General features: G+C 70.4%; 22 protein-coding genes and 1 tRNA gene. 10 read left to right on the top strand and 13 right to left on the bottom strand.

Going from position 1 to position 21,867, the window contains the following annotated elements; translation table 11 throughout:
* Window positions 1-14 precede the first annotated feature (14 nt).
* The 4 genes from ACESMY_RS02235 to rpoN form a co-directional block, all read right to left on the bottom strand.
* Window positions 15-488 carry a PTS sugar transporter subunit IIA gene (locus tag ACESMY_RS02235; protein ID WP_372781724.1) on the bottom strand — a complete coding sequence of 158 codons (474 nt, stop codon included), beginning with the start codon at window positions 486-488 and terminating at the stop codon, window positions 15-17.
* A gap of 77 nt (window positions 489-565) precedes the next feature.
* Window positions 566-1,195 (bottom strand): ribosome hibernation-promoting factor, HPF/YfiA family, encoded by a 630-nt coding sequence (gene hpf, locus ACESMY_RS02230; protein ID WP_372781722.1) that lies wholly within the window; start codon window positions 1,193-1,195, stop codon window positions 566-568.
* Window positions 1,196-1,227: 32 nt separating this feature from the next.
* On the bottom strand, window positions 1,228-1,851 hold the full coding sequence (locus tag ACESMY_RS02225; RefSeq protein WP_372781720.1) for an exopolysaccharide biosynthesis protein: 624 nt from the start codon (window positions 1,849-1,851) through the stop codon (window positions 1,228-1,230).
* A 1,212-nt stretch (window positions 1,852-3,063) separates the two neighbouring features.
* Window positions 3,064-4,569 carry an RNA polymerase factor sigma-54 gene (rpoN, locus tag ACESMY_RS02220; RefSeq protein WP_372781718.1) on the bottom strand — a complete coding sequence of 502 codons (1,506 nt, stop codon included), beginning with the start codon at window positions 4,567-4,569 and terminating at the stop codon, window positions 3,064-3,066.
* Between the two features lie 200 nt (window positions 4,570-4,769).
* On the opposite strand from rpoN, the gene ACESMY_RS02215 reads away from it, so the two are divergent.
* The 4 genes from ACESMY_RS02215 to ACESMY_RS02200 all read left to right on the top strand — a co-directional run bounded on the left by ACESMY_RS02215 (window position 4,770) and on the right by ACESMY_RS02200 (window position 9,252).
* On the top strand, window positions 4,770-5,510 hold the full coding sequence (locus ACESMY_RS02215; RefSeq protein WP_372781716.1) for a helix-turn-helix transcriptional regulator: 741 nt from the start codon (window positions 4,770-4,772) through the stop codon (window positions 5,508-5,510).
* Window positions 5,511-5,592: 82 nt separating this feature from the next.
* Window positions 5,593-7,320: a CHASE2 domain-containing protein gene (locus ACESMY_RS02210; RefSeq protein ID WP_372781714.1), complete on the top strand. Its 1,728-nt coding sequence runs from the start codon at window positions 5,593-5,595 to the stop codon at window positions 7,318-7,320.
* Complete coding sequence (locus ACESMY_RS02205) at window positions 7,307-7,678, top strand: hypothetical protein (protein ID WP_372781713.1); 372 nt, start codon at window positions 7,307-7,309, stop codon at window positions 7,676-7,678. The genes ACESMY_RS02210 and ACESMY_RS02205 overlap by 14 nt, the downstream gene beginning before the upstream one ends.
* Complete coding sequence (locus ACESMY_RS02200) at window positions 7,675-9,252, top strand: M48 family metalloprotease (RefSeq protein WP_372781711.1); 1,578 nt, start codon at window positions 7,675-7,677, stop codon at window positions 9,250-9,252. Before ACESMY_RS02205 ends, ACESMY_RS02200 begins: the two co-directional genes overlap by 4 nt.
* A gap of 37 nt (window positions 9,253-9,289) precedes the next feature.
* On the opposite strand, the gene ACESMY_RS02195 is transcribed toward ACESMY_RS02200, so the two are convergent.
* The 6 genes from ACESMY_RS02195 to ACESMY_RS02170 form a co-directional block, all read right to left on the bottom strand.
* Entirely contained in the window at window positions 9,290-9,931 is a 642-nt protein-coding gene (locus ACESMY_RS02195; protein WP_372781709.1) for a hypothetical protein, read from the bottom strand.
* Between the two features lie 24 nt (window positions 9,932-9,955).
* Entirely contained in the window at window positions 9,956-10,693 is a 738-nt protein-coding gene (gene lptB / locus ACESMY_RS02190) for an LPS export ABC transporter ATP-binding protein (protein ID WP_372782286.1), read from the bottom strand.
* A gap of 45 nt (window positions 10,694-10,738) precedes the next feature.
* A complete protein-coding gene (locus ACESMY_RS02185) occupies window positions 10,739-11,293 on the bottom strand; it encodes an LptA/OstA family protein (RefSeq protein WP_372781707.1) in 555 nt (184 codons plus the stop codon).
* A 14-nt stretch (window positions 11,294-11,307) separates the two neighbouring features.
* Entirely contained in the window at window positions 11,308-11,937 is a 630-nt protein-coding gene (lptC, locus tag ACESMY_RS02180) for an LPS export ABC transporter periplasmic protein LptC (protein WP_372781705.1), read from the bottom strand.
* 8 nt (window positions 11,938-11,945) lie between these two features.
* Window positions 11,946-12,563, bottom strand: coding sequence for a ribonuclease D (locus ACESMY_RS02175; protein WP_372781703.1), 618 nt, complete (start codon window positions 12,561-12,563; stop codon window positions 11,946-11,948).
* 133 nt (window positions 12,564-12,696) lie between these two features.
* Window positions 12,697-12,783: transfer RNA gene (locus ACESMY_RS02170), tRNA-Leu, on the bottom strand.
* 125 nt (window positions 12,784-12,908) lie between these two features.
* On the opposite strand from ACESMY_RS02170, the gene ACESMY_RS02165 reads away from it, so the two are divergent.
* Window positions 12,909-13,880, top strand: coding sequence for a complex I NDUFA9 subunit family protein (locus tag ACESMY_RS02165; protein ID WP_372781701.1), 972 nt, complete (start codon window positions 12,909-12,911; stop codon window positions 13,878-13,880).
* On the opposite strand, the gene ACESMY_RS02160 is transcribed toward ACESMY_RS02165, so the two are convergent.
* On the bottom strand, window positions 13,877-14,680 hold the full coding sequence (locus ACESMY_RS02160; RefSeq protein WP_372781699.1) for an undecaprenyl-diphosphate phosphatase: 804 nt from the start codon (window positions 14,678-14,680) through the stop codon (window positions 13,877-13,879). The two genes, ACESMY_RS02165 and ACESMY_RS02160, sit on opposite strands and share 4 nt — an antisense overlap.
* A gap of 143 nt (window positions 14,681-14,823) precedes the next feature.
* On the opposite strand from ACESMY_RS02160, the gene ACESMY_RS02155 reads away from it, so the two are divergent.
* Window positions 14,824-15,993, top strand: coding sequence for an aspartyl/asparaginyl beta-hydroxylase domain-containing protein (locus ACESMY_RS02155; protein WP_372781697.1), 1,170 nt, complete (start codon window positions 14,824-14,826; stop codon window positions 15,991-15,993).
* Here the strand turns inward: ACESMY_RS02155 and ACESMY_RS02150 are convergent.
* The gene (locus ACESMY_RS02150) at window positions 15,990-16,361 is read right to left on the bottom strand and encodes a TfoX/Sxy family protein (protein ID WP_372781695.1); all 372 of its coding nucleotides are present in this window, start codon (window positions 16,359-16,361) and stop codon (window positions 15,990-15,992) included. The two genes, ACESMY_RS02155 and ACESMY_RS02150, sit on opposite strands and share 4 nt — an antisense overlap.
* A 9-nt stretch (window positions 16,362-16,370) precedes the next feature.
* Window positions 16,371-17,534, bottom strand: a complete 1,164-nt coding sequence (locus ACESMY_RS02145; protein ID WP_372781693.1) for a citrate synthase — start codon at window positions 17,532-17,534, stop codon at window positions 16,371-16,373.
* A gap of 81 nt (window positions 17,535-17,615) precedes the next feature.
* Here ACESMY_RS02145 and ACESMY_RS02140 point away from each other — a divergent pair, with 81 nt between their 5' ends.
* The 4 genes from ACESMY_RS02140 to queG all read left to right on the top strand — a co-directional run bounded on the left by ACESMY_RS02140 (window position 17,616) and on the right by queG (window position 21,839).
* Window positions 17,616-18,701 carry a citrate synthase/methylcitrate synthase gene (locus tag ACESMY_RS02140; protein WP_372781691.1) on the top strand — a complete coding sequence of 362 codons (1,086 nt, stop codon included), beginning with the start codon at window positions 17,616-17,618 and terminating at the stop codon, window positions 18,699-18,701.
* Between the two features lie 251 nt (window positions 18,702-18,952).
* A complete protein-coding gene (locus tag ACESMY_RS02135; RefSeq protein WP_372781689.1) occupies window positions 18,953-19,900 on the top strand; it encodes a cation diffusion facilitator family transporter in 948 nt (315 codons plus the stop codon).
* Window positions 19,901-19,978: 78 nt separating this feature from the next.
* Entirely contained in the window at window positions 19,979-20,665 is a 687-nt protein-coding gene (locus ACESMY_RS02130) for a glutathione S-transferase family protein (protein ID WP_372781687.1), read from the top strand.
* The gene (gene queG, locus ACESMY_RS02125) at window positions 20,646-21,839 is read left to right on the top strand and encodes a tRNA epoxyqueuosine(34) reductase QueG (protein ID WP_372781685.1); all 1,194 of its coding nucleotides are present in this window, start codon (window positions 20,646-20,648) and stop codon (window positions 21,837-21,839) included. Before ACESMY_RS02130 ends, queG begins: the two co-directional genes overlap by 20 nt.
* The last annotated feature ends 28 nt before the right edge of the window (window positions 21,840-21,867 follow it).

The raw sequence follows: 21,867 nt of genomic DNA, 5'->3' as shown, positions 1-21,867 counted from the left end.
ATGGGGCATTGGCGCTACGCCGCTGAGGAGCGGGTGATCGGGTCCTGGACCAGGAGGGCGTGGATGGCGTCGGCGGTGCGGGCCTGGCGCAGTTGCTGGCGCAGTTCCGACTGGCGCAGAAGCCGCGAGACCCGGGCAAGCGCCCGCAGATGCTCCACTCCGGCCGATTCCTTTGGGGCGAAGAGGGCGAAGATCAGGTCGACCGGCTGGTCGTCCACCGCCTCGAATTCCACGGCATGATCGAGCCGCACGAAGACGCCGCGCAGGCGCGTGAGGCCGTCCAGCCGTGCGTGGGGGGCGGCGACGCCGTGGCCGACGCCGGTCGAGCCCGCCTGCTCGCGGTCCGTCAGGGCGTTCAGCACCTCGCCGGCGTCGAGCCCGAAGTTGCGGGCCGCGATCTCGGCGATGACCGCCAGGGCCTGGCGCTTGTTGGCGGCGCTCACGCGCAGGGCGATCGCATTGCGATCGAGTAGTTCGCCGATTTGCATGGTGTCTCTTACGAAGCTCGCACTAACTCGACCCGCCCCCCTGACGGGCCGCCTCCAGACGGTCGATCAAGGCGTTCCTAGGCCTTGCCGGTTCCGTCCGATCTGGTCCCATTCGCCTTGGTGCGTTCGGGGTCGATCCACCCGATGTTGCCGTCCGGGCGGCGATATACCACGGACAATCCGCCATGCGCGGCGTTTCGAAACACGATTGTTTGAGATTCGGTCAGGTCGAGCTCCATCACCGCCATGGAAACGGTCATGACGTTGATCGGGGTCTCGGTCTCGGCGATGACCATCGGCTCCGGGAAGCTGGCGGTCTCCACGTCTAGCGTGTCCTCGCCCTCGTCGTCCTCGGGCGCCTGCAGGACGTAATAGGCCGCGGTCTCCGCCTGGCGGGCCATGGCCTGGGGATGGTGGTCCTTCAGCCGGTTCTTGTAGCGGCGGATGCGCTTTTCCATCTTGGCGCTCGCCGCGTCGAAGGCGAGGTGCGCGTCGCCGCCGAGGCCATGGGTGGTGAGCTGCTGGCCCGAGGCCAGCGTGACCGCGCAATCGACCCGGAACGCGTGGCCGTCGCGGCTGACCACCACGTCGGCGCCGCCGCCGTCGCGATCGAAGTATTTGCCGATGCTGGAGGAGAGTTCGTCGGAGACCCGCGAGCGCAAGGCCTCGCCGACGTCGACGTGTTTGCCGGTGACTTGGATTTGCATACCCAGATCAACGCGCCGGGCCCCGGAAGGTGTCAAGCCAGGGATAAAAGCTCGAAGACGTGGGTCAGGACCCGGGCGATCAGGCTCGCGGCGAGCATCAGCACGCCGGCGCTGAGGGCGGCCAGCGTGTAGCCGAAGAGCGCCAGGAACCCGTCGCGCTGCACCAGCGAAAGCGACAGGACGGTGACCGCGGCGGCCGGCAGCATGTTGCCGAGCGGGATCGGCAGAATCAGCACCAGCGCCAGCACCGTGCAGACCAGGCCGATCGCCCGGTGCCCCCAGGTCCCGAACAGGAACAGCAGCCGCGGCCGCGACACCGCCTCGACGCGCTCCAGTCCCCGCAACAGGCGCGGCAGGCCGCGCCTGAGGTCCGCCGTGGCGATGCACTGCGCCCGCATCCGCGCCGGCAGCCAGGGCGCGCGCGAGCCGATCACCAGTTGCGGCGCCAGCAGCACCAGCGGCGCGCCGAAGATGGTCGTGGCGCCTGGCGGCAGCGGCAGGATGCAGATCAGCGCGAAGATCAGTAGCAGAGCGCCCATGGCCCGGCCGCCGAACCGCTCCATCAGCTCGCCGATGGAGACCGTCGGGGCGGATTGCTCGGAGATTTCGCGCAGGATTTCGGAGAGCGGCCGGCGGGCCTGTGGATCGAGGGGCATGGCCCTCATGTGGGGGGCGAGGGCGCCCGCGGCCAAGGGAAATCGAGCCGGTCGGGGCCCGGCGGGGCCGACGCCCTCGTGCGCGCCGAGCGTCAGTAAGGGAGGGGGTGTGTGGGAGAGGTGAGCCAGGGCGTGGACTCATAATCCGCTACCGGGCATGAGGCCGATGTCCGTTTGCGACCCTTAGCGGACGTTAGCGCTCAGTGCCCTGCTTGTTGGCTCGCTCACTCTCTCGCCGCAGGTCGCTCAATGTCTTGCCGGCGACTGGTGAGATGAAGGGCCTGGCCGGCGGGAGGTCCTTGCTGCAGCGCGATGGGCCTTGTTCGCCCTCAAGCTGCAGTACGTTGAAGGCTCCGAGCACATTGCGCCTAAGCCACCAGTGGCGGGCGCCAAGGTCTGTTCGCAAGTACGCGTGTTGGACGGTCAGAACCGTGACCACACCCTCTGGGGCGCTCCCCTTCAAGATCCGTTCGACGTTGAGTTCAACGATCCAGGGCCACGACATTACAATGCAGTCGCCGCAACTTGGGTACTCCGTTGGTACCTGCCGCACGATTTTCGCCAACACCAAGGCATCGTAACAGATCGGCTCCGGCACCATTTCGTCGGCGTGAGCCGTCGCCGCAGCCGCTAGCCCCGCCGCCAAGGCCATCGCTGAGAGTCGGATCAGGCTGGCTAGCATGCCGTCAGCTTAAGTGGGCCGATGTCCGCAATCCACCCTTGGCCGAAGTTCGGGAGGTCGGCACACAGCCGAAGCCGACGTCGGCTGTCAGCGTATCGTTTCCTTCTCCCTGGGGGCCGAAACTCGGCGGGTCCTGGCCTGGGCCTTGGGCTTTGGCAGTAGCCGAAAGCGCGTCTGGCACCACGCGAAGTCAACGCCCACATCGAGCAAAGCATCCGAACGGCCGCACGGGCAGCCAAATTCCATGACCGCGATGACGCGGTATGTCTCTCCGGCCTGGAGCGGCACCGCCCTTCCCGTGGCATGGTTTGGGGCGGCATTGACGCATAGAACCAGATCGCCAGGGCCGACAGCGTCGCTCATAGCCTTCATCCACTATCTGGCCGAAGACTAGACCCTGACCCGCGAGGGGCAAGGCTTTCCACCCATAGCGGACCTTCGGAATGTCGGCTTGCCGGCCACCCGTGGCGCCGGCTCCCGCGCCGCCCTCTCCCTACCCTCTCCCTCTCGCTTCGCGGCGGAGAGGAGGGCTAGGCGGTTTCCTTGAGCTTGCGGCGGCGCTCGACGGACGAGGGGATGCGCATGGCCTCGCGGTACTTGGCGACAGTGCGCCGGGCGATGTCGACGCCGGCTTCCTTGAGGATGTCGACGATCGAGTCGTCGGAATGGACGTCGCGCTCGCTGGCCTCGGCGTCGATCAGCTGGCGGATCTTGTGGCGCACGCTCTCGGCGGAGTGGGCGTCGCCGCCCTCGGTGGCCTGGATCGCCGAGGTGAAGAAGAACTTCATCTCGAAGACCCCGCGCGGGGTGGAGAGGTATTTGTTCGAGGTCACCCGGCTGACGGTGGATTCGTGCATGCCGATGGCGTCGGCGACGGTCTTGAGGTTCAGCGGCCGCAGGTGCTCGACGCCATAGGCCAGGAAGCCGTCCTGCTGGCGAACGATCTCCGAGGAGACCTTGAGGATGGTCTTGGCGCGCTGGTCGAGGCTCTTGACCAGCCAGCTCGCCTGGGCGGCGCAGTCGGAGACGAAGGTCTTCTCCTGGTCGGTGCGGGCCGAGGCGCTGACGCGGGCGTGGTAGCGCTGGTCGACCAGCAGGCGCGGCAGGGTCTCCGAATTGAGCTCCACCAGCCAGAGCCCCCCCAGGCCCTCGCGGACATAGACGTCCGGCACCACGGCCTGCACTGGCTCGCCGCCGAAGGCCGCGCCGGGCCTAGGCGTCAGGGCGCGCAGCTCGGCGACCATCTCGCGCAGGTCCTCGTCGTCGACGGCGCAGGCGCGCTTCAGGGCGGGCATGTCGCGGCGGGCGAGGAGCTGCAGGTTGTCGAGCAGGGCCGACATCGCCGGGTCGAAGCGGTTGCGATCCTTGAGCTGGATCATCAGGCATTCGCGCAGGTCGCGGGCGCAGACGCCGACCGGCTCGAAGCCCTGGAGCACGGTGAGCACGCGTTCGAGGAGCTCCTCGGCGCAGCCGAGGCGATCGGCGAGCTCGGCCAGTTCGGCGCGCAGGTAGCCGCCCTCGTCGACGGCGTCGATCATCACGATGGCCGCGGCGGCTTCCGGCCCCTTCAGGCCCGAGGCCGAGAGCTGGTCGTGCAGGTGTTCGTTGAGAGTCTTGTCGCGGGTGAGCACGCCTTCCATGGCCTCGGGGTCGCCCTCGAAGGAGCCGCTCCCGCGGCTGGCCTTGGACCAGTCGACCGAGGCGCCGGCCTCGGACGCGCCCATGTCGTGCTCGGCGTCGCCGGTGACGCGCTCGCCGGGCGAGGCCTCGTCGTGGGAGGTGTCGAGGTCGGCGCGGGCGCCGGCGTCGTCCATGCGGTCGGCGGAAAAGTCGGTGGCCGCCTCGGCCGGGGTCTCGGCGGCCGGCTCGGCGTCGCGCTCGTCGCGCTGCAGGAGCGGGTTGCGCTCCAGCTCCTCGTCGACGAAGGCCTCGAGCTCGAGATTCGACAACTGCAGCAGCTTGATCGCCTGCTGCAGCTGCGGCGTGATGACCAGACCCTGGCCCTGCCGAATCTCTAGTCGAGCGCTGAGCGCCAAAATCGATCCCCTCGCCGCGGCCCTGATCGGGGCCCTTGGCCTGTTTCTTGCTGGGGACCTTAACGGCGCGAACCCCACCGACAGGTTAACGGCCGACGATACGGCGCAGCTCAGCGGAAGATCGCGTGGGCGGCCGATCGGGCTTGACGGGCGGCGGGCGGCGGGTTCACTGGCGGCAGCCTGTCAGCAGGACCTCGCCCATGAGACGCGCCGATCGGCTGTTCCAGATCATCCAGGTGCTGCGGCGCACCCGCCGGCCGGTGACCGCCGACGCCATGGCGGCCGAGCTCGAGACCTCCAAGCGCACGATCTATCGCGACATCGCCGACCTGATGGCCCAGCGGGTGCCGATCCGCGGCGAGGCGGGGGTGGGCTATGTGCTGGACGGCGGCTTCGACCTGCCGCCGCTGATGCTGACGCCCGACGAGATCGAGGCCGCGGTGCTGGGCGCCCAATGGGTGGCCGGACGCGGCGACCCGGCGCTGGCCCGCGCCGCGCTCGACCTGATCGCCAAGATCGGGGCCGCGGTGCCCGAGCGGCTGCGGCCCTTCGCGCTCGAGCCGGCGACCCGCGCGGCGCCGCGCTGGAACATCGCGCCGGACGGCCTCGACATGGCGCTGGTGCGCCACGCGATCCGCGCCGGCCACAAGATCGCGCTCAGCTACCGCGACGAGCAGGACCGGATGAGCGCGCGCACCGTCTGGCCGTTCGCGGTCGGCTATCACGAGACCGTGCGCCTGATGATCACCTGGTGCGAACTGAGGAAGGATTTCCGCAGCTTCCGCACCGACCGGGTGACCGCCGCGGAGTTCCTGGAGGAGCGCTATCCGGAGCGGCCGGCGATGCTCCGGGCCCGCTGGCGCAAGCTGATGAGCGACAAGATGAGCGAGATGCGCGCCGGCGACGGTGAACGGGGGCCCTGGGGCCGGCCGCCGGACTAGACCGCGGGTCGCTGAACGCCGAGCGGCGAGCTTGACTAAGCCCCGGGCGCTGCGAAGACTCGGCGGCGGGGAGGACCAAGGCTTGGTCGCGTTGGTCAGGGTGCTGAAAGCGTTGGTCGTCAGCCTGTTGCTGGCCGCGTCCGCCTATGCGGTCTCCAAGATCAACCTGTTCGGCCTGGAGAACGCCTCCGACCGCCTGGCCGACGGGGTCTATCAGCGGATCACGGCGGCGGACTACGGCCCCGACCGCAAGGGACAGAAGGCGGTCAGCCTGGTCTATCTCGACGAGACCTCCGTCGAGGCCATGAAGGGCTATGGCTGGACGCGGTTTCCGCCGACCTACGACCAGCAGTGGACGATGATCGACGACGTGCTGAACGCCGGCGGCGCGCCGCCCGCCGCGGTGTTCGTCGACTTCGTCTACATGGGCCAGGGCGGCCCCACCGATGGCTTCGACGCCTTTCTGGCGGGGATCGCGGCGGCGACCCGGGCGCAGGCCTGGGCGGACAGGCCCGCCTGCACCGCCGACCCGCTGATGAAGATCGCCTGCATCGTCGCTGCGGGGGGCGTGCCGATCGTCGTGGCCAAGCCGTCGCCGGCCGACCTCGACCTCTTCACCGACGTGCAGCGCAAGCTCGACGGGGTGAGCGTCATGGCCCCAGCGCTGGTCGGCCAGCAGGCCTATCCGACGATCACCGTCTACGGTTTCGACGCGGCCAAGGCGGCGCGGCTAAGCGTCCACCGCTTCGACGTCTCGCCGGCCTTCGCGCTCTACGCGGCCTATTGCCTGCGCCGGGCCGACGCCTGCGGGATCGCGGGCTTCAAGGCGCTGCAGGCGGCGGGGCGGAGCGCGCTGGCCGGGGGAACGACGCGCGCGCCGGACCTCGCAAAGACCTTCGATGCGCCGCTGGACGTGGTCTGGGGCTCGCGCCCGGATCCCGACTACCTGCGGATGACCGAGGCGGTGAGCGGGCGAAAGGCGCCCTGCCGGGCCGACGCCGACGGCTGGCGCGGGCGGCTGATGGAGCAGATGGCGGGCTTGCGGGGCCCCGCGGCCGGGGCGCGCCAGGAATGCGCCTATACGCTCAGCCTCGGCTACGACCGGATGGTCGGCGGCCAGGGCCTGGAGAGCAGAGACCTGCAGCGCCTGCTGGCCGGCAGGCTGGTGATGGTCGGCGGCCAGTTCCACGCCTCGTCGGACTGGGTGGAGAGCCCGGTGCACGGCCAGGTGCCGGGCGTCCAGTACCACGCCATGGCGCTCGACAACCTGATCGAGGACGGCGCGGACTATCGCCGCAACGCCAACGCCATGGTCGATTCCGACTTCCTGAAGAGCCTGCTGATCTTCGCGCTCGCCTTTTGCGGGGTGATGGGGGTGATGGCGCGGAACACCCTGCTCGACCGGGCCATCGAGGAGGGCGTCGAGCCGCGCCTGCGCTCGGCGGTCTACGGGCCGCTCTACCTGCTGATGTTCACGACGTCGCTGGGGGTGATCGGCTTCGCCACCTGGCTGGGCGTCGCCTATGCGCACCGCTCGCCGATCAACTGGATCGGGCTGTCCAGCGTGGCCCTGGGCTTCCTGTTCTACGCCACGCGCCAGACCCTGCCGGCCGACATCTCCGGCTCCATCGAGCGGATCCCGGTGGTCCGCCGGATCCTGGCCTACATCCGCCTCTGCAGCCGCGCGCTGAAGTTCGAGGAAGACCGCCTCGCCCGGCCGCGCCCGCCTGCCCCCGCTCCCGCTCCGCCGGCCGCGACGCCGGCGCCCGTCACCCCCGCCTCATCGGAGACCGTCCATGTCCAAGTCTAGACTGCTCGCGCTCGTCCTCCTCCTGGCGATCCCCGCCGCCGCCCACGCCGAGACGATGGGCAGCGTGACCAAGGCGCTGCGGCCTCAGCTGCGCACCTTCGACGACAAGGGCCAGCCGCTGGGCCAGCTCTCCGCCGAGGAGCTGAAGCTGCCGCAGCCGATCGTCGGCTACGGGGTCGGCAACTCGATCGGGGTGAAGCACGGGGCGGGCGTGGTCTATCTGCGCGGCCTCGACGTGCAGACCGAGGGCGCCAAGGCCGCCTGCACGGCGGTGGCGGGCGCTGCGCGGGCGTCCGGCAGTTCCTACGCGGCCTCGAACATGGGCCTGGGCGGCGCCGCGGACTGCAAGCGGCCATGAGGCGCCTCGCGCCGGCGATCGCGCTCGGGGTCCTGGCGGCGCTGGCGCTCGGCCCGGCGGCCGGGGCGGTGTCCTTGCCCGGCCGCGACGCCTTCAGCGTGTCCGGCAAGAACGGCCCCTTCGTGAAGCAGGTGGCCAACCGCAAGTTCGGCGCGGCCGCGGCGCCGGGCGGCAAGGGCCAGGGCGGCGCGCTCGGACTCGCCGCCGACGCGGTGAACCGGGGCGAGTTCCAGGCGGCGCGGCTGCGGATGCCGCAGACCGAGGCGCGCATCAAGGCGCTGCTCGACAAGGCCGAGGCCGGCTGGCCCTACGACAAGACCCAGCCGATCCGCGTCTACATCCTGGGCCTCGACTTCTACCAGGCCTACGCCCTGCCCGACGGCTCGCTGATGGTGGCCTTCGGCCTGCTCGAGCAGGCGCAGACGGACGACGAGATCGCCTTCGTGCTGTCCCACGAGCTCGGCCATGTGCGCCTGGGCCACTTCAGCAAGGACGACAGCCTGAAGAAGCGGGCCGAGATGATCAGCCGGCTGGGCCAGGCCTATGCGGTGGCCTCGGCCCTGCGCAGCGGCGGCGCGGGCAGCGCGGCCAATGCGGCGGCCGAGGCCGCCGGGCGGCAGGCCGACGCCACCAACGACCTGATCCACTTCATCAACAATGTGATGGTCGAGCCGGCCTGGTCGCGCTCCCAGGAAGACGAGGCCGACGCGCTCGGCTTCGACCTGTCGCAGGCGGCGGACTATTCGGCGGAATCGGCCTCGGCGCGGGTGTTCGACACCATCCAGGCCGACCAGGTGAACAGGAAGTCGCTGAGCGACACGCTCGACACCCAGCTGAAGACGCAGCTCACCAAGGTTTCCCCGACCGCCGCGGCCAACGCCATGGCCGGCGGCATGAGCGGCATCAAGGGCAGCCTGCTGCGCGGCGCCGGCCGGGTGGCGCTGGGCGTCGCCGGCAGCCTGGAGGGCGGGCCCAAGCACCGCTCGCCGGAGGCCCGCAAGGCCGGCATCGCCGCCTATTCCGCCGACGCCTATCCGAAGGGCCTGCCGCTGCGCGACGAGCAGCGGACCTGGCTCAACCTGGTGAAGGCGAGCCGCGAATACGCCGAGGCCCAGGTGGTGGTGCCCGCCGTCCGGCAGGCCATGAAACTGCGGGCCGACGGCGACTATGCCGGCGCCCAGGGCCAGCTCGCCCGGGCGCTGAAGACCAGCTACCGCGATACGCCCCTGGTGCTGAACGAGGCCGCCCGGCTGCGCGGCGACCAGGGCGATGTGACCGGCAGCGCCCAGCTCTTCCAGCAGGCCCACAGGAGCCCCGACCAGACCATCGACGGCTACCTCGACCACGCGCGCATGCTCTACCGGACCGGCCACCCCGATCCGGCGTTCAACGTCATCGAGGCCGGCGAGGCGCGGTTCGAGGACGAGAAGCCGTTCCTGTCGCTGATCATCGCGCTGGACCTCAAGGCCGGGCGCACCGACCAGGCGCAGGCCGTGCTGCAGCGCTGCCGGGCGAGCGGCGACGAGGCGCTGAAGAGGGACTGCGAGCTGGCGGCGGGCCCGAGCCCGAAGTGAATCAGGACCGAAGCCTCGGGTGACGGCGATCCGACGTTCAGTCGATGTCGAGCTTCTGGGGCGTCCTGGCGAGGTGGATGCGCTTGGCGTTCGCGAGCGCGGCCGGATCGTAGGCCGGCGCGCCCTTGATCATCGGCAGGGGTACGCGCTTGCCGTCGGCGAGCTCGGCCTCGCCGGACTGGGCGCCGACGAACAGGATCGCCTTGGGCGTCGAAAGGGCGAAGCCCATGGGCCCGGCGATCTTCCGCATGCCGCCCTGAGCCTGCGCCAGGGCGATGGCGAGTTCGCGGGCGTCGAGGTCCTGGGCCGGCGCCGCCAGGGGCTCCAGGCCGATGTTCTCATTCACCTTCGTCGCGGCGTCGACACCGATCTCGACCTTGGCGGCGCCGAGCTGGGCGGCGGTCGGCAGGCGCAGGATCCGGCCGTCGGCGCGCAGCGGGATCGCAGTCTTCCTGTCGCCTTCCACCAGCCAGGCCGGCGCGGTCAGCGGCGCGTCGCCGACGCGCAGGTAATAGGCCATGGTGAAATGGCTGCGCTCCGCGGGCGGCAGCTTGAGGTAGGCGTCGAGCCGCGCGAACACCTTCGAGGCGTCCACCATCTTCCCGGCGGCCGCGGCGGGCGTCGCGAGGACCAGGGCCAGGGCCGCGACGGCGAAAATTCGTAGGGAAGCTCGCATCATCCGGGCGCCCTCCAGCGCTGTCGATCAGGCGAAGGTGTCGCCGAGGTAGACGCGGCGGACTTCGGGGTCGTCGACGATCTCGTCGGGGCGGCCTTCGAACAGCACTTCGCCGGCGTGGATGATCGAGGCGCGGTCGATGATGTCGAGCGTCTCGCGGACGTTGTGGTCGGTGATCAGGATGCCGATGCCGCGCCGTTTCAGGTAGGCGATCACCTCGCGGATGTCGGCGATGGCCAAGGGGTCGATACCGGCGAAGGGCTCGTCGAGGAGCATGAACGACGGCTCCGAGGCCAGGGCGCGGGCGATCTCGACGCGCCGCCGTTCGCCGCCCGAGAGCGAGATCGCCGGCGCGTTGCGCAGGTGCTCGATATGCAGCTCTTCGAGAAGCTCGGTGACGACGCCGCGGGCCCGCTTCTTGTCGCGTTCGCGCAGCTCGACCACCGCCATGACGTTCTCGCTGACGGTCATGCCGCGGAAGATCGAGGTCTCCTGCGGCAGGTAGCCGACCCCCATGCGGGCGCGCTGGTACATCGGCTGGGCGGTGATGTTCTCGCCGTCGAGATAGATCGCGCCGTAGTCGGCCGCGATCAGGCCAGTGATCATGTAGAAGCAGGTGGTCTTGCCGGCGCCGTTGGGGCCGAGCAGGCCCGCGACCTCCCCCCTGCCCAGGCGTATGGAGACGCCCTTGACCACCGGGCGGCCGCGGAACGACTTGCCGATATTGTCCACCACCAGGCCTTCGCCGGCGAGGCCTGGACGGATGTCGAAGCGTTCCGGCTTCAAAAGGGTCACCTGGTCTGGCCGCCGCTATTTCGGCTGGCCGTCCTTAGATGGGGACTGCTTGGGATAGAAAACACCACGCGGCCGGTTCTTGGCGCCGAGGCCCTTGGCGCCGCCCTCGACGTGACCCTCCCCGGTCTGGGTGTTGTAGACCATCTTGGCGCCGCGCATGACGTTGTCGCCTTCCACCGCGGTCACGTCGCCGGTGATGGTGACCGTGGTGCTGGCCGCGTCATAGACGCCGCGGTCGCCGTGCACCCGGCGGGTCGGGGTGACGAAATAGACCGAGCCCTTGGCCTCCAGGGTGACGAGCTCGCCGCACCCGCCGCCGCCGCTCCCGGAGGTTTTCACCTTCTCGGTCTGGCGCTCCATGGTGGCGGTCATAACGTCGGCCCTGAGGCGCGAAGTGCCCTGCAGCGCCTCGGCCGCGCCGCGCCAGGTGGCGGTGCAGTCGGCGTTGTGGGTCTCGCCCTCGTCGGCGGTGATGTCGATCGGCGACTTGGAGCCGCCAAGCTGGGCCGCGGCGGGCTGGGCGGCCACGGCTGCGGCCATTAGCGCCGCCATCGCGATCAGGCTTTTCATCGACGGCCTCAGCCTCATTTCGGTTGCAGACGCGTGTGGACGCCGCCCTTGAAGACCATGCGAGCGCCCTTGTCGTAAACGCCATAGGACTTCGCGTCGATTTGTCCAAGCGGCCCGGCGCCCTGAATGGGGCCTGAACCGACCAGTTCGCCGGTGTGGGTGTCGAACAGCGATTGGGCGGTTTCGAAGGCGCCGCGAGCCCCGGCCAGACGGACGCCGCCACTCACCTCAAGCTTACGTGAGGCCTCGTGATAGACGCCCTTGGCCGCGGTGATCCGCAGCGGATCGGGACCTTCGTCGTCGAGCACCAGGGCGGGCTTGTCGAGATAGACCTTCTGATAGTCCTGCGGGTCGCGGGTCGCGGTCGCGGCGATCAGCACGAAGGGCCGGCCGCGGTCGTCGCGTCCCACGAAGCGCGGGTTCACCAGGCGGATCGGCTCGTTCGAGGAGCCGGCCGCGACTGGCTGGGCGGTGAAGGTGTTGTAAGCGACCGTGGCGGCCAGTCCCGCGAGGATCAGGCCGATCAGGCCGGGCAGGATGATACGCAGGGCGGCGATCACCCGCGAGCGGCGCCGCCAGCGCTGGATCGACGCCCGCCGGGCCGGCGGCGGCATCAGGGAGATATCAGAGACCGACACCACCATGCGCGCGCCTAACTATGGGCGAAGATGTCGACGTCTTCCCAGCCGGCGACATCCAGCAGGGCGCGGTGCGGCAGGAATTCGAAACAGGCGCGCGCCAGGCCCTCGCGGCCCTCGCGGACCAGCATCTCGTCGAGCCGCGTGCGCAGCGCATGCAGGTGCAGCACGTCGGAGGCCGCATAGGCCACCTGCTCTTCACTGAGCTTGGGCGCGCCCCAGTCGGAGCTTTGCTGGGCCTTGGAGAGATCGACGCCGATCAGCTCCTTGGTGACGTCCTTCAGCCCATGGCGGTCGGTGTAGGTCCGCGCCAGCTTCGAGGCGATCTTGGTGCAGTAGACAGGGGCCGTCACGACCCCAAGGTGCAGCCAGAACATGGCTATATCAAAGCGGCCGAAGTGGAAGATCTTCAGCACAGTGGGATCGGTGAGCAGGCGCTTGAGGTTCGGCGCGTCGTAGGTCGAGCGGTCGAGCCGCACGAGATGGGCGTCGCCGGCGCCGTCGGAGAGCTGCACGACGCAGAGCGGATCGCGGCCCAGACGCAGGCCCATGGTCTCCGAATCGATCGCCACGACGGAAGCGCCGGCCAAGGCGTCGGCCGGGAGGTCGCCCTCATACAGGAAGGTGGTCACCTTTTTCACGCCGCTCCGCCGAACCCGATCCAGCCCTCACTATAGAGGTCTCGATGGAGCCTAAGTAAGTACCGGCGAACGCCAGCCAATGGATGGGCCCCGAAAAGGGCTTCGGCGCCACCTAAGACAAGGGTGGTGCCCAGGAAAGGACTCGAACCTTCACGGCCGTTAAGCCACTGGCACCTGAAGCCAGCGCGTCTACCAATTCCGCCACCTGGGCCCGATCCGTCGGATCGCGCGAGCCGGCTTCCTTAAAGCCCCGCCTCACGCCGGTCAACGGCTGCTGACGGCTTGCATCCTTGGGGCGGATTGCAGCGGCGGGCGGCATCGTCTATCGGCAGGCTCATGCAGAACCTCGTCACCGTCTTCGGCGGATCCGGTTTCATCGGCGCGCAGGCCGTGCGCCAGCTCGCCAAGGCCGGCTGGCGGATCCGGGTCGCGGTGCGCAATCCCGCCGCCGCCTACGCCATGCGCCTGCACGGCGACGTCGGCCAGATCGACATCGTGCAGGCCAATGTCCGCAACGCGCCGTCGCTGCGCCGGGCGCTGTCGGGCGCGACGGCGGCGGTGAACCTGGTGGCGGTGATGCACGAGAGCGGCCGCCAGGGCTTCCAGGCGCTGCACGTTATGGGCGCGCAGAACGTGGCGACGGCGGCGAAGGCCGAGGGCGTCAGCCGGCTGGTGCAGGTCTCGGCGCTGGGCGCGGACGCGGCCTCGGAGTCGAAGTACGCGCGCACCAAGGCCGAGGGCGAGGCCGCCGCCCGCGCGGTCTATCCCGACGCGGTGGTGGTGCGGCCGTCCGTGGTGTTCGGACCGGAGGACGATTTCTTCAACCGCTTCGCCGCCATGGCGCAGGTGAGCCCGGTGCTGCCGCTGATCGGCGGGGGCCATACGCGGTTCCAGCCGGTGTTCGTGGGCGACGTCAGCAAGGCGCTGGCCCGGCTCGCGAGCGCGCCGGAGGCGGCGGGCCGGACCTATGAGCTGGGCGGCCCCGCGGTCTTCACTTTCCGCCAGCTGATGGAGCTGATGCTGGCCGAGATCGACAAGCGGCGCTTCCTGGCTCCGGTCCCGTGGCCGGTGGCCGGGCTGATCGGCGCGGTGGGCGACCTGGCCGGCGCGGTGATCGCCCCGCCGCTGACCAGCGACCAGGTGACCCTGCTCAAGACGGACAATGTGGTCAGCGGCGGCTGTCCGGGCCTGGCCGAGCTCGGGATCACGCCGACGACGCTGGAGGCGGTGCTGCCGAGCTACCTCTACCGCTACCGCAAGGGCGGCCAGTACGCCGACCAGGAAGACCGCGAGCTGGCGGCGATCTAGCCGCCGCGCATCAGGAGCGCCAGGCCCACGCCGCCGATCGCGATCCTGAGCCAGCCGAAGGGCGCGTAGCCGCGCTTGGTGACGATCGCCAGCATCGCCCGGATCACCCCGAGCGCGACGACGAAGGAGACCACGAAGCCGATGGCCACCAGGCCGATGTGGCCGTGCGCGAGTTCATGGCGGTTTTTCCAGGCGTCGAGGACGAAGACGCCGGTCATGGTCGGGATGGCCAGGAAGAAGGAGAACTCCGCGGCTGCGCGCTTCTCCACCCCCATCAGCATGGCGCCGACGATCGTCGCGCCCGAGCGGGACGTGCCGGGGATCATCGCCAGGCACTGGAAGAAGCCAATTACCAGCGAGGCCCCCAGCGGCAGGTTCATGGCGTCGTTGCGCGTCGGGTGTGGCGCGAACCGGTCGATCAGCAGGAGCACCACGCCCCCGACGATCAGCGAGACACAGATCACCTTGGGGCTCTCGAAGAGGACCTGCTTGATGAAGTCGTGCAACAGGAAGCCGATCACCATGGCCGGGAGGAAGGCCAGGAGGACGCTCAGCACGAACCGCCGGGCCCGCGGGTCCGACGGCAAACGCACGACCACGTTCCACAGCCGGCTGAAGTAGAGCACCACCACCGCCAGGATCGCGCCCAGCTGGATCAGCACGATGAAGGTGTCCCAGTTGGCGTCCGGCAGGGCGAGCGCCTTCTTGGTCAGGAGCAGCATGCCGGTGGAGGAGACGGGGATGAACTCGGTGAGCCCTTCGACGATTCCCAGAATGACCGCGTAAATCCAGTCCGACATGACACTCCCCGACGCGGCCCCGAACCGCTCGCGTTCAGGAATGGTGAACTATGGTGAAGAAGGCGTTTATCCGCCTTTCCCCTCGCAGCCGCCAGCGCTCGCGTATATCCCTGTCGCTCGAACGACGGCGGGGATGAGAAGCGATGGCGTCGGCGGAAATCCGCCAACCGGACCTGAGCGCGGGCGTGCAGGACGCGCTGGGCCGCGGCGACCGGCGGGGCGCCCTGGCCCTGGTGTTGGAGGCCGAGCAGGCGGCGCCGCGCGACATCGGGCTGAAGCTGCAGCGCGCCATGGTCAGCCGTGCGCTGGGCGACCTGGCCGGCGCGCTGGCGGCCTTGGAGGAAGCGCTCAGCCTCGACCCCTACGACTATGTCGCCCTGCTCTCCAAGGGCGCGGTGGTGGAGCGGATGGACGGCGAGCGCGCGGCGGCGGCGATCTACAGGAACGCGCTTTCCATCGGCCCGCCGGACGACCAGCTGCCCCCGCCCCTGCGCGCGCCGACCGAGCGGGCGCGGCAGGTGGTGGCCAACACCATGGCGGCGCTGGAGGCCCACCTGAAGGCGCGGACGGACGCGGTGAAGGCCGATTGCTCCGAGGCCTCCCGCCGGCGGTTCGACGAGAGCGTCGGCATCCTGGCGGGCCGCGCCCGGGCCTATAACCAGGAGCCGCTCCTGCTGCACTATCCGCGGCTGCCGGCGATCCCGTTCCACGACCGGGCGCTGTTCCCGTGGCTGCCCGAGCTGGAGGCCGCCACCGACACGATCCGCGGCGAGCTGGAGGGCGCGCTGGCGGCGGCCAAGGACGATTTCTCGCCCTACATCGCCTATCCGAAGGGCGCGCCGGTCAACCAGTGGGGCGAGCTCAACCACTCGCGGCGCTGGAGCTCGTTCTTCCTGTGGAAGGATGGCGCGCGGCAGGACGGGGCCTGCCAGCTCTGCCTGAAGACCGCGGCGCTCCTGGAAAGCCTGCCGATGGCCGAGCAGCCGGGCTTTGCGCCGACCGCGATGTTCTCGGCGCTCGAGGCGCATACCCGGATCCCGGCCCACACCGGCTCGACCAATGTGCGCCTGCTCTGCCACCTGCCGCTGATCCTGCCGGGGCCGGCGCGCTTCAGGGTGGGCGCGGAGACGCGGGACTGGAAGATGGGCCAGGCCTGGGTGTTCGACGACACCATCGAGCACGAGGCCTGGAACGACGCGGGCGAGCTGCGGGTGATCCTGATCTTCGACATCTGGAACCCGTTCCTCGACGCCGGCGAGCGCGAGCTGGTCAACGCCCTGCTGGCGGCGCGGCAGGAGTTCTTCGCGGGCTAGGGCTCGTCGGGCCTGAGCGCCGTGCGGCCCCGCTCCGCGGCGACCCGGCGCGCCGCGCCCAGCGCCGCCCGCGCCCAGGCGAGGAGGTCGTCAGGGTCATCGAACAGCCGGTCGGGCGCGCGCCAGAAGGCGAGGTCGATGATGCGGCCCTGCTTCTCGTAGCTGAGCGGCGGAAAGGCCATGGCCTCGGCGAAGGCCGCGCGGTTCAGGTCATCGACCCGGAAGTAGAGCGCGTCCTCGGTCACCATCCCGAGCATCAGCCCGTCGCAGAAGACCCCGGTCTTGCCGAACATGCGCCGCAGGGTGACGCGGCCGAGCGGGGCGAGCTGCTCGCGCAGGAATCGGGCGAAGCTGTCGCTGGCGACCATCGGCGATCCCTAGCCGAAATCCGGTTCCGGGCCGACATAGCGGGCGCGGGGGCGGATCAGGGTGTCGGCCTGGCCCTGCTCGATGGCGTGGGCGATCCAGCCGGCGCAGCGGGCCACCGAGAAGAGCGCGAAGGGCGCGTCGGGCGGCAGGTTCAGCGCCTCGCAGCCGGCCATCAGGGTGAAGTCGACGTTGGGAGCGAGGCCGGCGACCGCCAGCACGGCCTCCTGGAGGGCCCGCAGGTCCGGCGGCGGACTAAATCTCTCAAGCAAGGCGGCGGCGCGCGGGTCGTCGTCGGGATAGAGCATGTGGCCGAAGCCCGGCAGGGCGCGGTCCTCGACCAGGCGGTTGGCGATGGCCTGGCGGGGGCCGAGCCGGGCGGCCTCGGCGGCGAAGGTGCGGACCGCCGCGGTGGCCCCGCCGTGACGCGGGCCCGAGAGGGTCGCGAGGCCGGCCAGCGCCGAGGCGGAGAGCGAGGCGCCGGTCGAGGCCGCCACCCGGGCGGCGAAGGCCGAGGCGTTGAGCTCGTGGTCGGCGACCAGCACCAGGATGCGGCGGATCAGGTCCGCGCCCGGGCCGCCGGGGCCGAGCCCCCAGGCCAGGGCCAGGCGGTTGTGGATCGCCCCGCCGCCGACCTCGCCCGCCACGGCGTCGGCCAGGACGTCCAGCAGCGTGGCGGCCTCCACGGCCAGGACGAGCGCGTTGCGGCCGCGGGCCGGGGGATCGGTCCCGGCGCGGGCGGCGAGCGCCAGGTAGGCGCGGGTGCGCATGTCGGGATGCTGGGGCGCCGCCGGGCGGTCGGTGCGCTTCAGCGCCGCGCCGTGGCCGCCGCGCAAGAGGCGCGCGACCGACTCCAGGGTCTCGCTCTCGGCCAGCCGGATGGCGTCGCGGCCGCGATAGAAGAGCCGCCCGCCGGCCACGGTGGTGATCTCCGAGGCCAGCACCGGCTCGCCCCAGGCGATGGCGCCGGCAGCCACGTCGGAGACCTTGCGGCTGCGGGTCTTGCGCTGAGCGAGGGCTGCGATGTCGGCGGCGCGATAGAGGCTGCGGCGCGGGTCGACGGGGTCCTGGCGCACCTGCACCCGGCCGCGGCTCGCGTAGGCATAGAGCGTCTGCGGGCGCACCCCCAGACGGTCACGGGCTTCCTCGGCGGCGATCCACTCGGTCGTTGGCATATGTTGATTATATTGATCAAGATTGACGACGTAAGGTTGACGGCTTTTCTGACGGCCAGCAAGCGAGATCTGGAGATCGCCATGTCGGATGGTTTGGAAGACGTCGTCGCCGCGGACACCGTGCTGTCGGAGGTCGACGGCAAGGCCGGGCGGCTGATCATCCGCGGCCGTTCGCTGGACGAGCTGGCGGGCCGTACGACCTACGAGGCGGTGACCCGCCTGCTGTGGGACGGGTTCTTCGACGACCTGCCGGACGACCTGGCCCCGGCGCTCGGCGCGGCGCGGCTGGAGGTGTTCGCCGAGGTCTCCGCGTTGGACACCGGCCTCCTCGACCGCACGCCGATCGAGGGCGTGCGCGCGCTGACCGCGCGGCTGGCCGACGGCGACGACCTGGCCGTCGCGCTGAGGTTGGTCGCGGCGCCCGCGGTCTTCACCGCCGCCGTGGTCCGCGCCCAGGCGGGCGAGGCGCCGGTGCGGCCGGACCCCACGCTCAGCCATGCGGCCGACGCCCTGCGGATGCTGCGCGGCAAGCCCGCCAGCGCCGCCGAGGTCGACGCCCTCGACACCTATCTGGTCACCGTCAGCGACCATGGGCTGAACGCCTCGACCTTCGCCGCGCGGGTGATCGCCTCGACGCGCGCCGGCCTGACCTCAGCGGTGTTGGGCGGGATCTGCGCGCTGAAGGGGCCGCTGCACGGCGGCGCGCCGGGACCTGTGATCGACATGCTGGACGGCATCGGCAAGCCGGAGAACGCGCGCGCCTGGATCGAGAACGCGCTGGCCCACGGCGACCGGCTGATGGGCTTCGGCCACCGGGTCTACCGGGTGCGCGACCCGCGCGCCGACGCGCTGAAGGCCGCCGTGCGGCGCCTCACCGAAGGCTCCAACATCATGCCGGGACGCCTGGCCTTCGCCGAGGCGGTGGAGGCCGCCGCGCTAGCCATCCTGAAGACGGAGAAGCCGAACCGCCCGCTCGACACCAATGTGGAGTTCTACACCGCGCTGCTGCTGGAGGCGCTCGCCTATCCGCCCTCGGCCTTCACCTGCGTCTTCGCCACCGGGCGGGTGGCCGGCTGGATCGCGCACGCCCGCGAACAGCTGGCCGGCGGGCGGCTGATCAGGCCGCAGTCGCGCTATGTGGGGCCGATGCCGCGGCAGGCGGCTTGAGGCCGTTTCGCCTCGGGATGGCGCAACATGGTCACCGGGAATTTCACCACAAGTCCTAACCAACAATAAACAAGCGCGACCACAAGGTGCGCTCGACGGCCCTGCGACAGGACCCGTCTGCTTCAGTCGATTGGGCCCCCGGCGCACTTCGCCCTCCCGCGCCGGGGGCCTTTTCGTGAGCGGCCCCGCCGGAAAGCGCATTGAGAGTCGTTCGCGCTGGCATGGCGCGGCCGCGCCGCTAGGTTCCGGCCATGAACGCCGCCCATGGCCTGACCCCTGCCGAAAGCGCCGCCCTGACCCGGCGCGTGACGCTCTATTCGGTGGCGACGGCGGCGGTGCTGGTGGCGATCAAGATCGCAGCCTGGCTGGCCTCCGGCTCGGTCGCCCTGCTGGCCTCCACCGCCGACTCCGGCCTCGACCTGCTGGCCTCCCTGACCACCTTCTTCGCGGTGCGCTACGCCGTCGCGCCGCCGGACGCCGAGCACCGCTACGGCCACGGCAAGGCCGAGGGCTTCGCGAGCCTGATGCAGGCGGGCCTGGTGTTCGCCTCGGCCGCCCTGATCGCCCGCGAGGCGGTGGTCGACCTGATCCATCCGCATGGCCTGCAGCAGGAGACCTGGGCGATCGTCGTCATGGCGGTCTCGACGGTGATGACCGCGGCCCTGCTCACGGCCCAGTCGCGGGTCCTCAAGCAGACCGCCTCGGTCGCGGTCTCCGGGGACCGGGCGCACTACGCCATGGACCTGGCGTCCAATATCGTCGCGTTGATCGGGATCGGGGTTTCGGCCTGGCTCGGCCTGAACGGCGTCGACGCGGCCGCCGCCCTGGTCATCGCCGCCCTCCTGCTGTGGGGCGCGGTGGGCGTGTTCCGCGAGGCCTCCGGCCAGCTCATGGACCACGAACTGCCCGACGACGTGCGCGCCAGGATCGTCGAGCTGATGACCGAGGACCGCCGGGTCACCGACGTCCACCAGCTGAGGACCCGCGCGTCGGGCCCCTACGTCCACATGCAGATGCACGTCGACCTCGACCCGGAGCTGACGCTCGAGGCCGCGCACCAGGTGATCGTCGCCGCCGAGAATCGCGTGCTCTCCGCCTTCCCCTCGGCCGACATCATCATCCACGCCGATCCGCGCGGGCGGGCCGAGCCGCATGGCGGAGCCTTCGCTGAGCCAAAAGCCGCGAAATCCACGATTTAGAAATCCTAGTAAACGCGCCCTTAACGGGTGCGGGGTCCATTGGGCTCAACCTTTCGATCCGCCCTGCGTTCGCCGGACATGACCCTCAAGCGCACCCTGCACCACTTTCCGCTCGACCCCGCCTCGCGCCAGGTGCGGCTTGCGCTCGGCGAGAAGCGGCTGGCCTTCACCGAGGTCCAGGTCCGCTACTGGGAGCGGCCGAAGGAGCTGACGGAGATGAACGCCTCCGGCCTCCTGCCGGTGCTGGTCGAGGCGGACGGCGACCAGCAGCTGGTGCTCTGCGAGAGCCGCGCGATCCTCGACCACCTGGAGGAAGCCTATCCGGAGCCGGCGCTCCTGGGCCGCGACGCCGGCGAGCGGGCCGAAGCCCGGCGGCTGCTCACCTGGTTCGACCGCAAGTTCGACTTCGAGGCCGGCGGCTACATCCTGCACGAGAAGATGGAAAAGCGCCTCCTGGGCATGGGCGCGCCGGACCTCGCCAACCTGCGCCAGGGCCGCGATGGCCTGCGCGACCACATGGTCTACATCGACAAGCTCCTGCAGGAGCGCGAGTGGCTGGCCGGGCGCAAGCTGTCGCTGGCCGACTTCGCCGCCGCTGCGCACCTGTCGGTGATCGACTATTGCGGCGATATGCCGTGGACGGGCTTCCCGGCGGTCAAGACCTGGTACATGAAGCTGAAATCCCGGCCGTGTTTCCGGCCGCTGCTCACGGACCGCTGGCCGGGCCTCGCGCCCGCCAAGCACTATGACGATCTCGACTTCTGACAGAGCTGAAGACCTGATCCGAGCCGAGGCGCTCAACCTCGGCTTCGACCTCTGCCGCTTCACCGCCATCGAGGAGACCTGGCCCGCCAGCGCGCGGCTCGCCGAGTTCATCGAAGCCGGCCGGCACGGCGAGATGGGCTGGATGGCCGAGACCGCCGAGCGCCGCGCCCATCCGCGGGCCATGTGGGCCGACGCCCGCTCGGCCATCGTGCTGGGCGTCAACTACGGACCGGACCGCGATCCCCTGGCGGTGCTGGGCGAGCCGACCCGGGGCGCGATCAGCGTCTATGCCCAGGGCGACGACTATCACGAGCTGATCAAGAGCCGGCTGAAGGCGCTTGCCCGCTGGCTGCAGGCCCGGTTCGCCGGCGAGCTGAAGGTGTTCGTCGACACGGCCCCGCTCCTGGAAAAGCCGCTGGCCGAACAGGCGGGCCTGGGCTGGCAGGGCAAGCACACCAACCTGGTCTCGCAGGACTTCGGCTCCTGGCTCTTCCTGGGCTCGATCCTGACCACCTTGGAGCTCGCGCCCGATCCGCCGGAGACCCTGCACTGCGGGACCTGCCAGGCCTGCCTGGACATCTGCCCGACCAAGGCCTTCGCCGCGCCCTTCCAGCTCGATGCGCGGCGCTGCATCTCCTACCTGACCATCGAGCTGAAGGGACCGATCCCGCCGGAGTTCCGCGAGATGCTGGGCAACCGGATCTACGGCTGCGACGACTGCCTGGCGGTCTGTCCGTGGAACAAGTTCGCCGCCGTGGCCGCCGAGCAGAAGCTGCAGGCGCGCGAGGCCCTGCGCGCGCCGTCGCTGGGCGACCTCGCCCGCCTGGACGACGCGGCCTTCCGCGCGCTTTTCGCCAAGAGCCCGGTCAAGCGCATCGGCCGCGACCGGTTTGTGCGCAACGTCGCCTACGCGATCGGCAACTCGGGCGAGCCGGCGCTGGCGGCGGAGGCCGAACGGCTGCTGGACGACCCCTCGCCCCTGGTCCGCGGCGCGGCGGTCTGGGCGCTGGGGCGGTTGCTTGGGGCGGAGGCGTTCGAGAGATTGCGGGCGGGCCCTGGTGCGGCCGAGGATGATTTCGACGTGAAGGCGGAATGGGACATCGCCTCTCTCCCGAGCGCAGCGAATATAGGGAAAGGGCAGGGAGAGGGCGGATCAGACCCTCATGCGGCGTAGGCGGTCGCGCGAGGACCCTCGGACCAGG

The sequence above is a fragment of the Phenylobacterium sp. genome (assembly GCF_041691455.1).
Lineage (GTDB): Bacteria > Pseudomonadota > Alphaproteobacteria > Caulobacterales > Caulobacteraceae > Phenylobacterium.
Note: the sequence above shows the minus strand (reverse complement) of the source record. Positions and strands in the feature narration are given on the sequence as shown.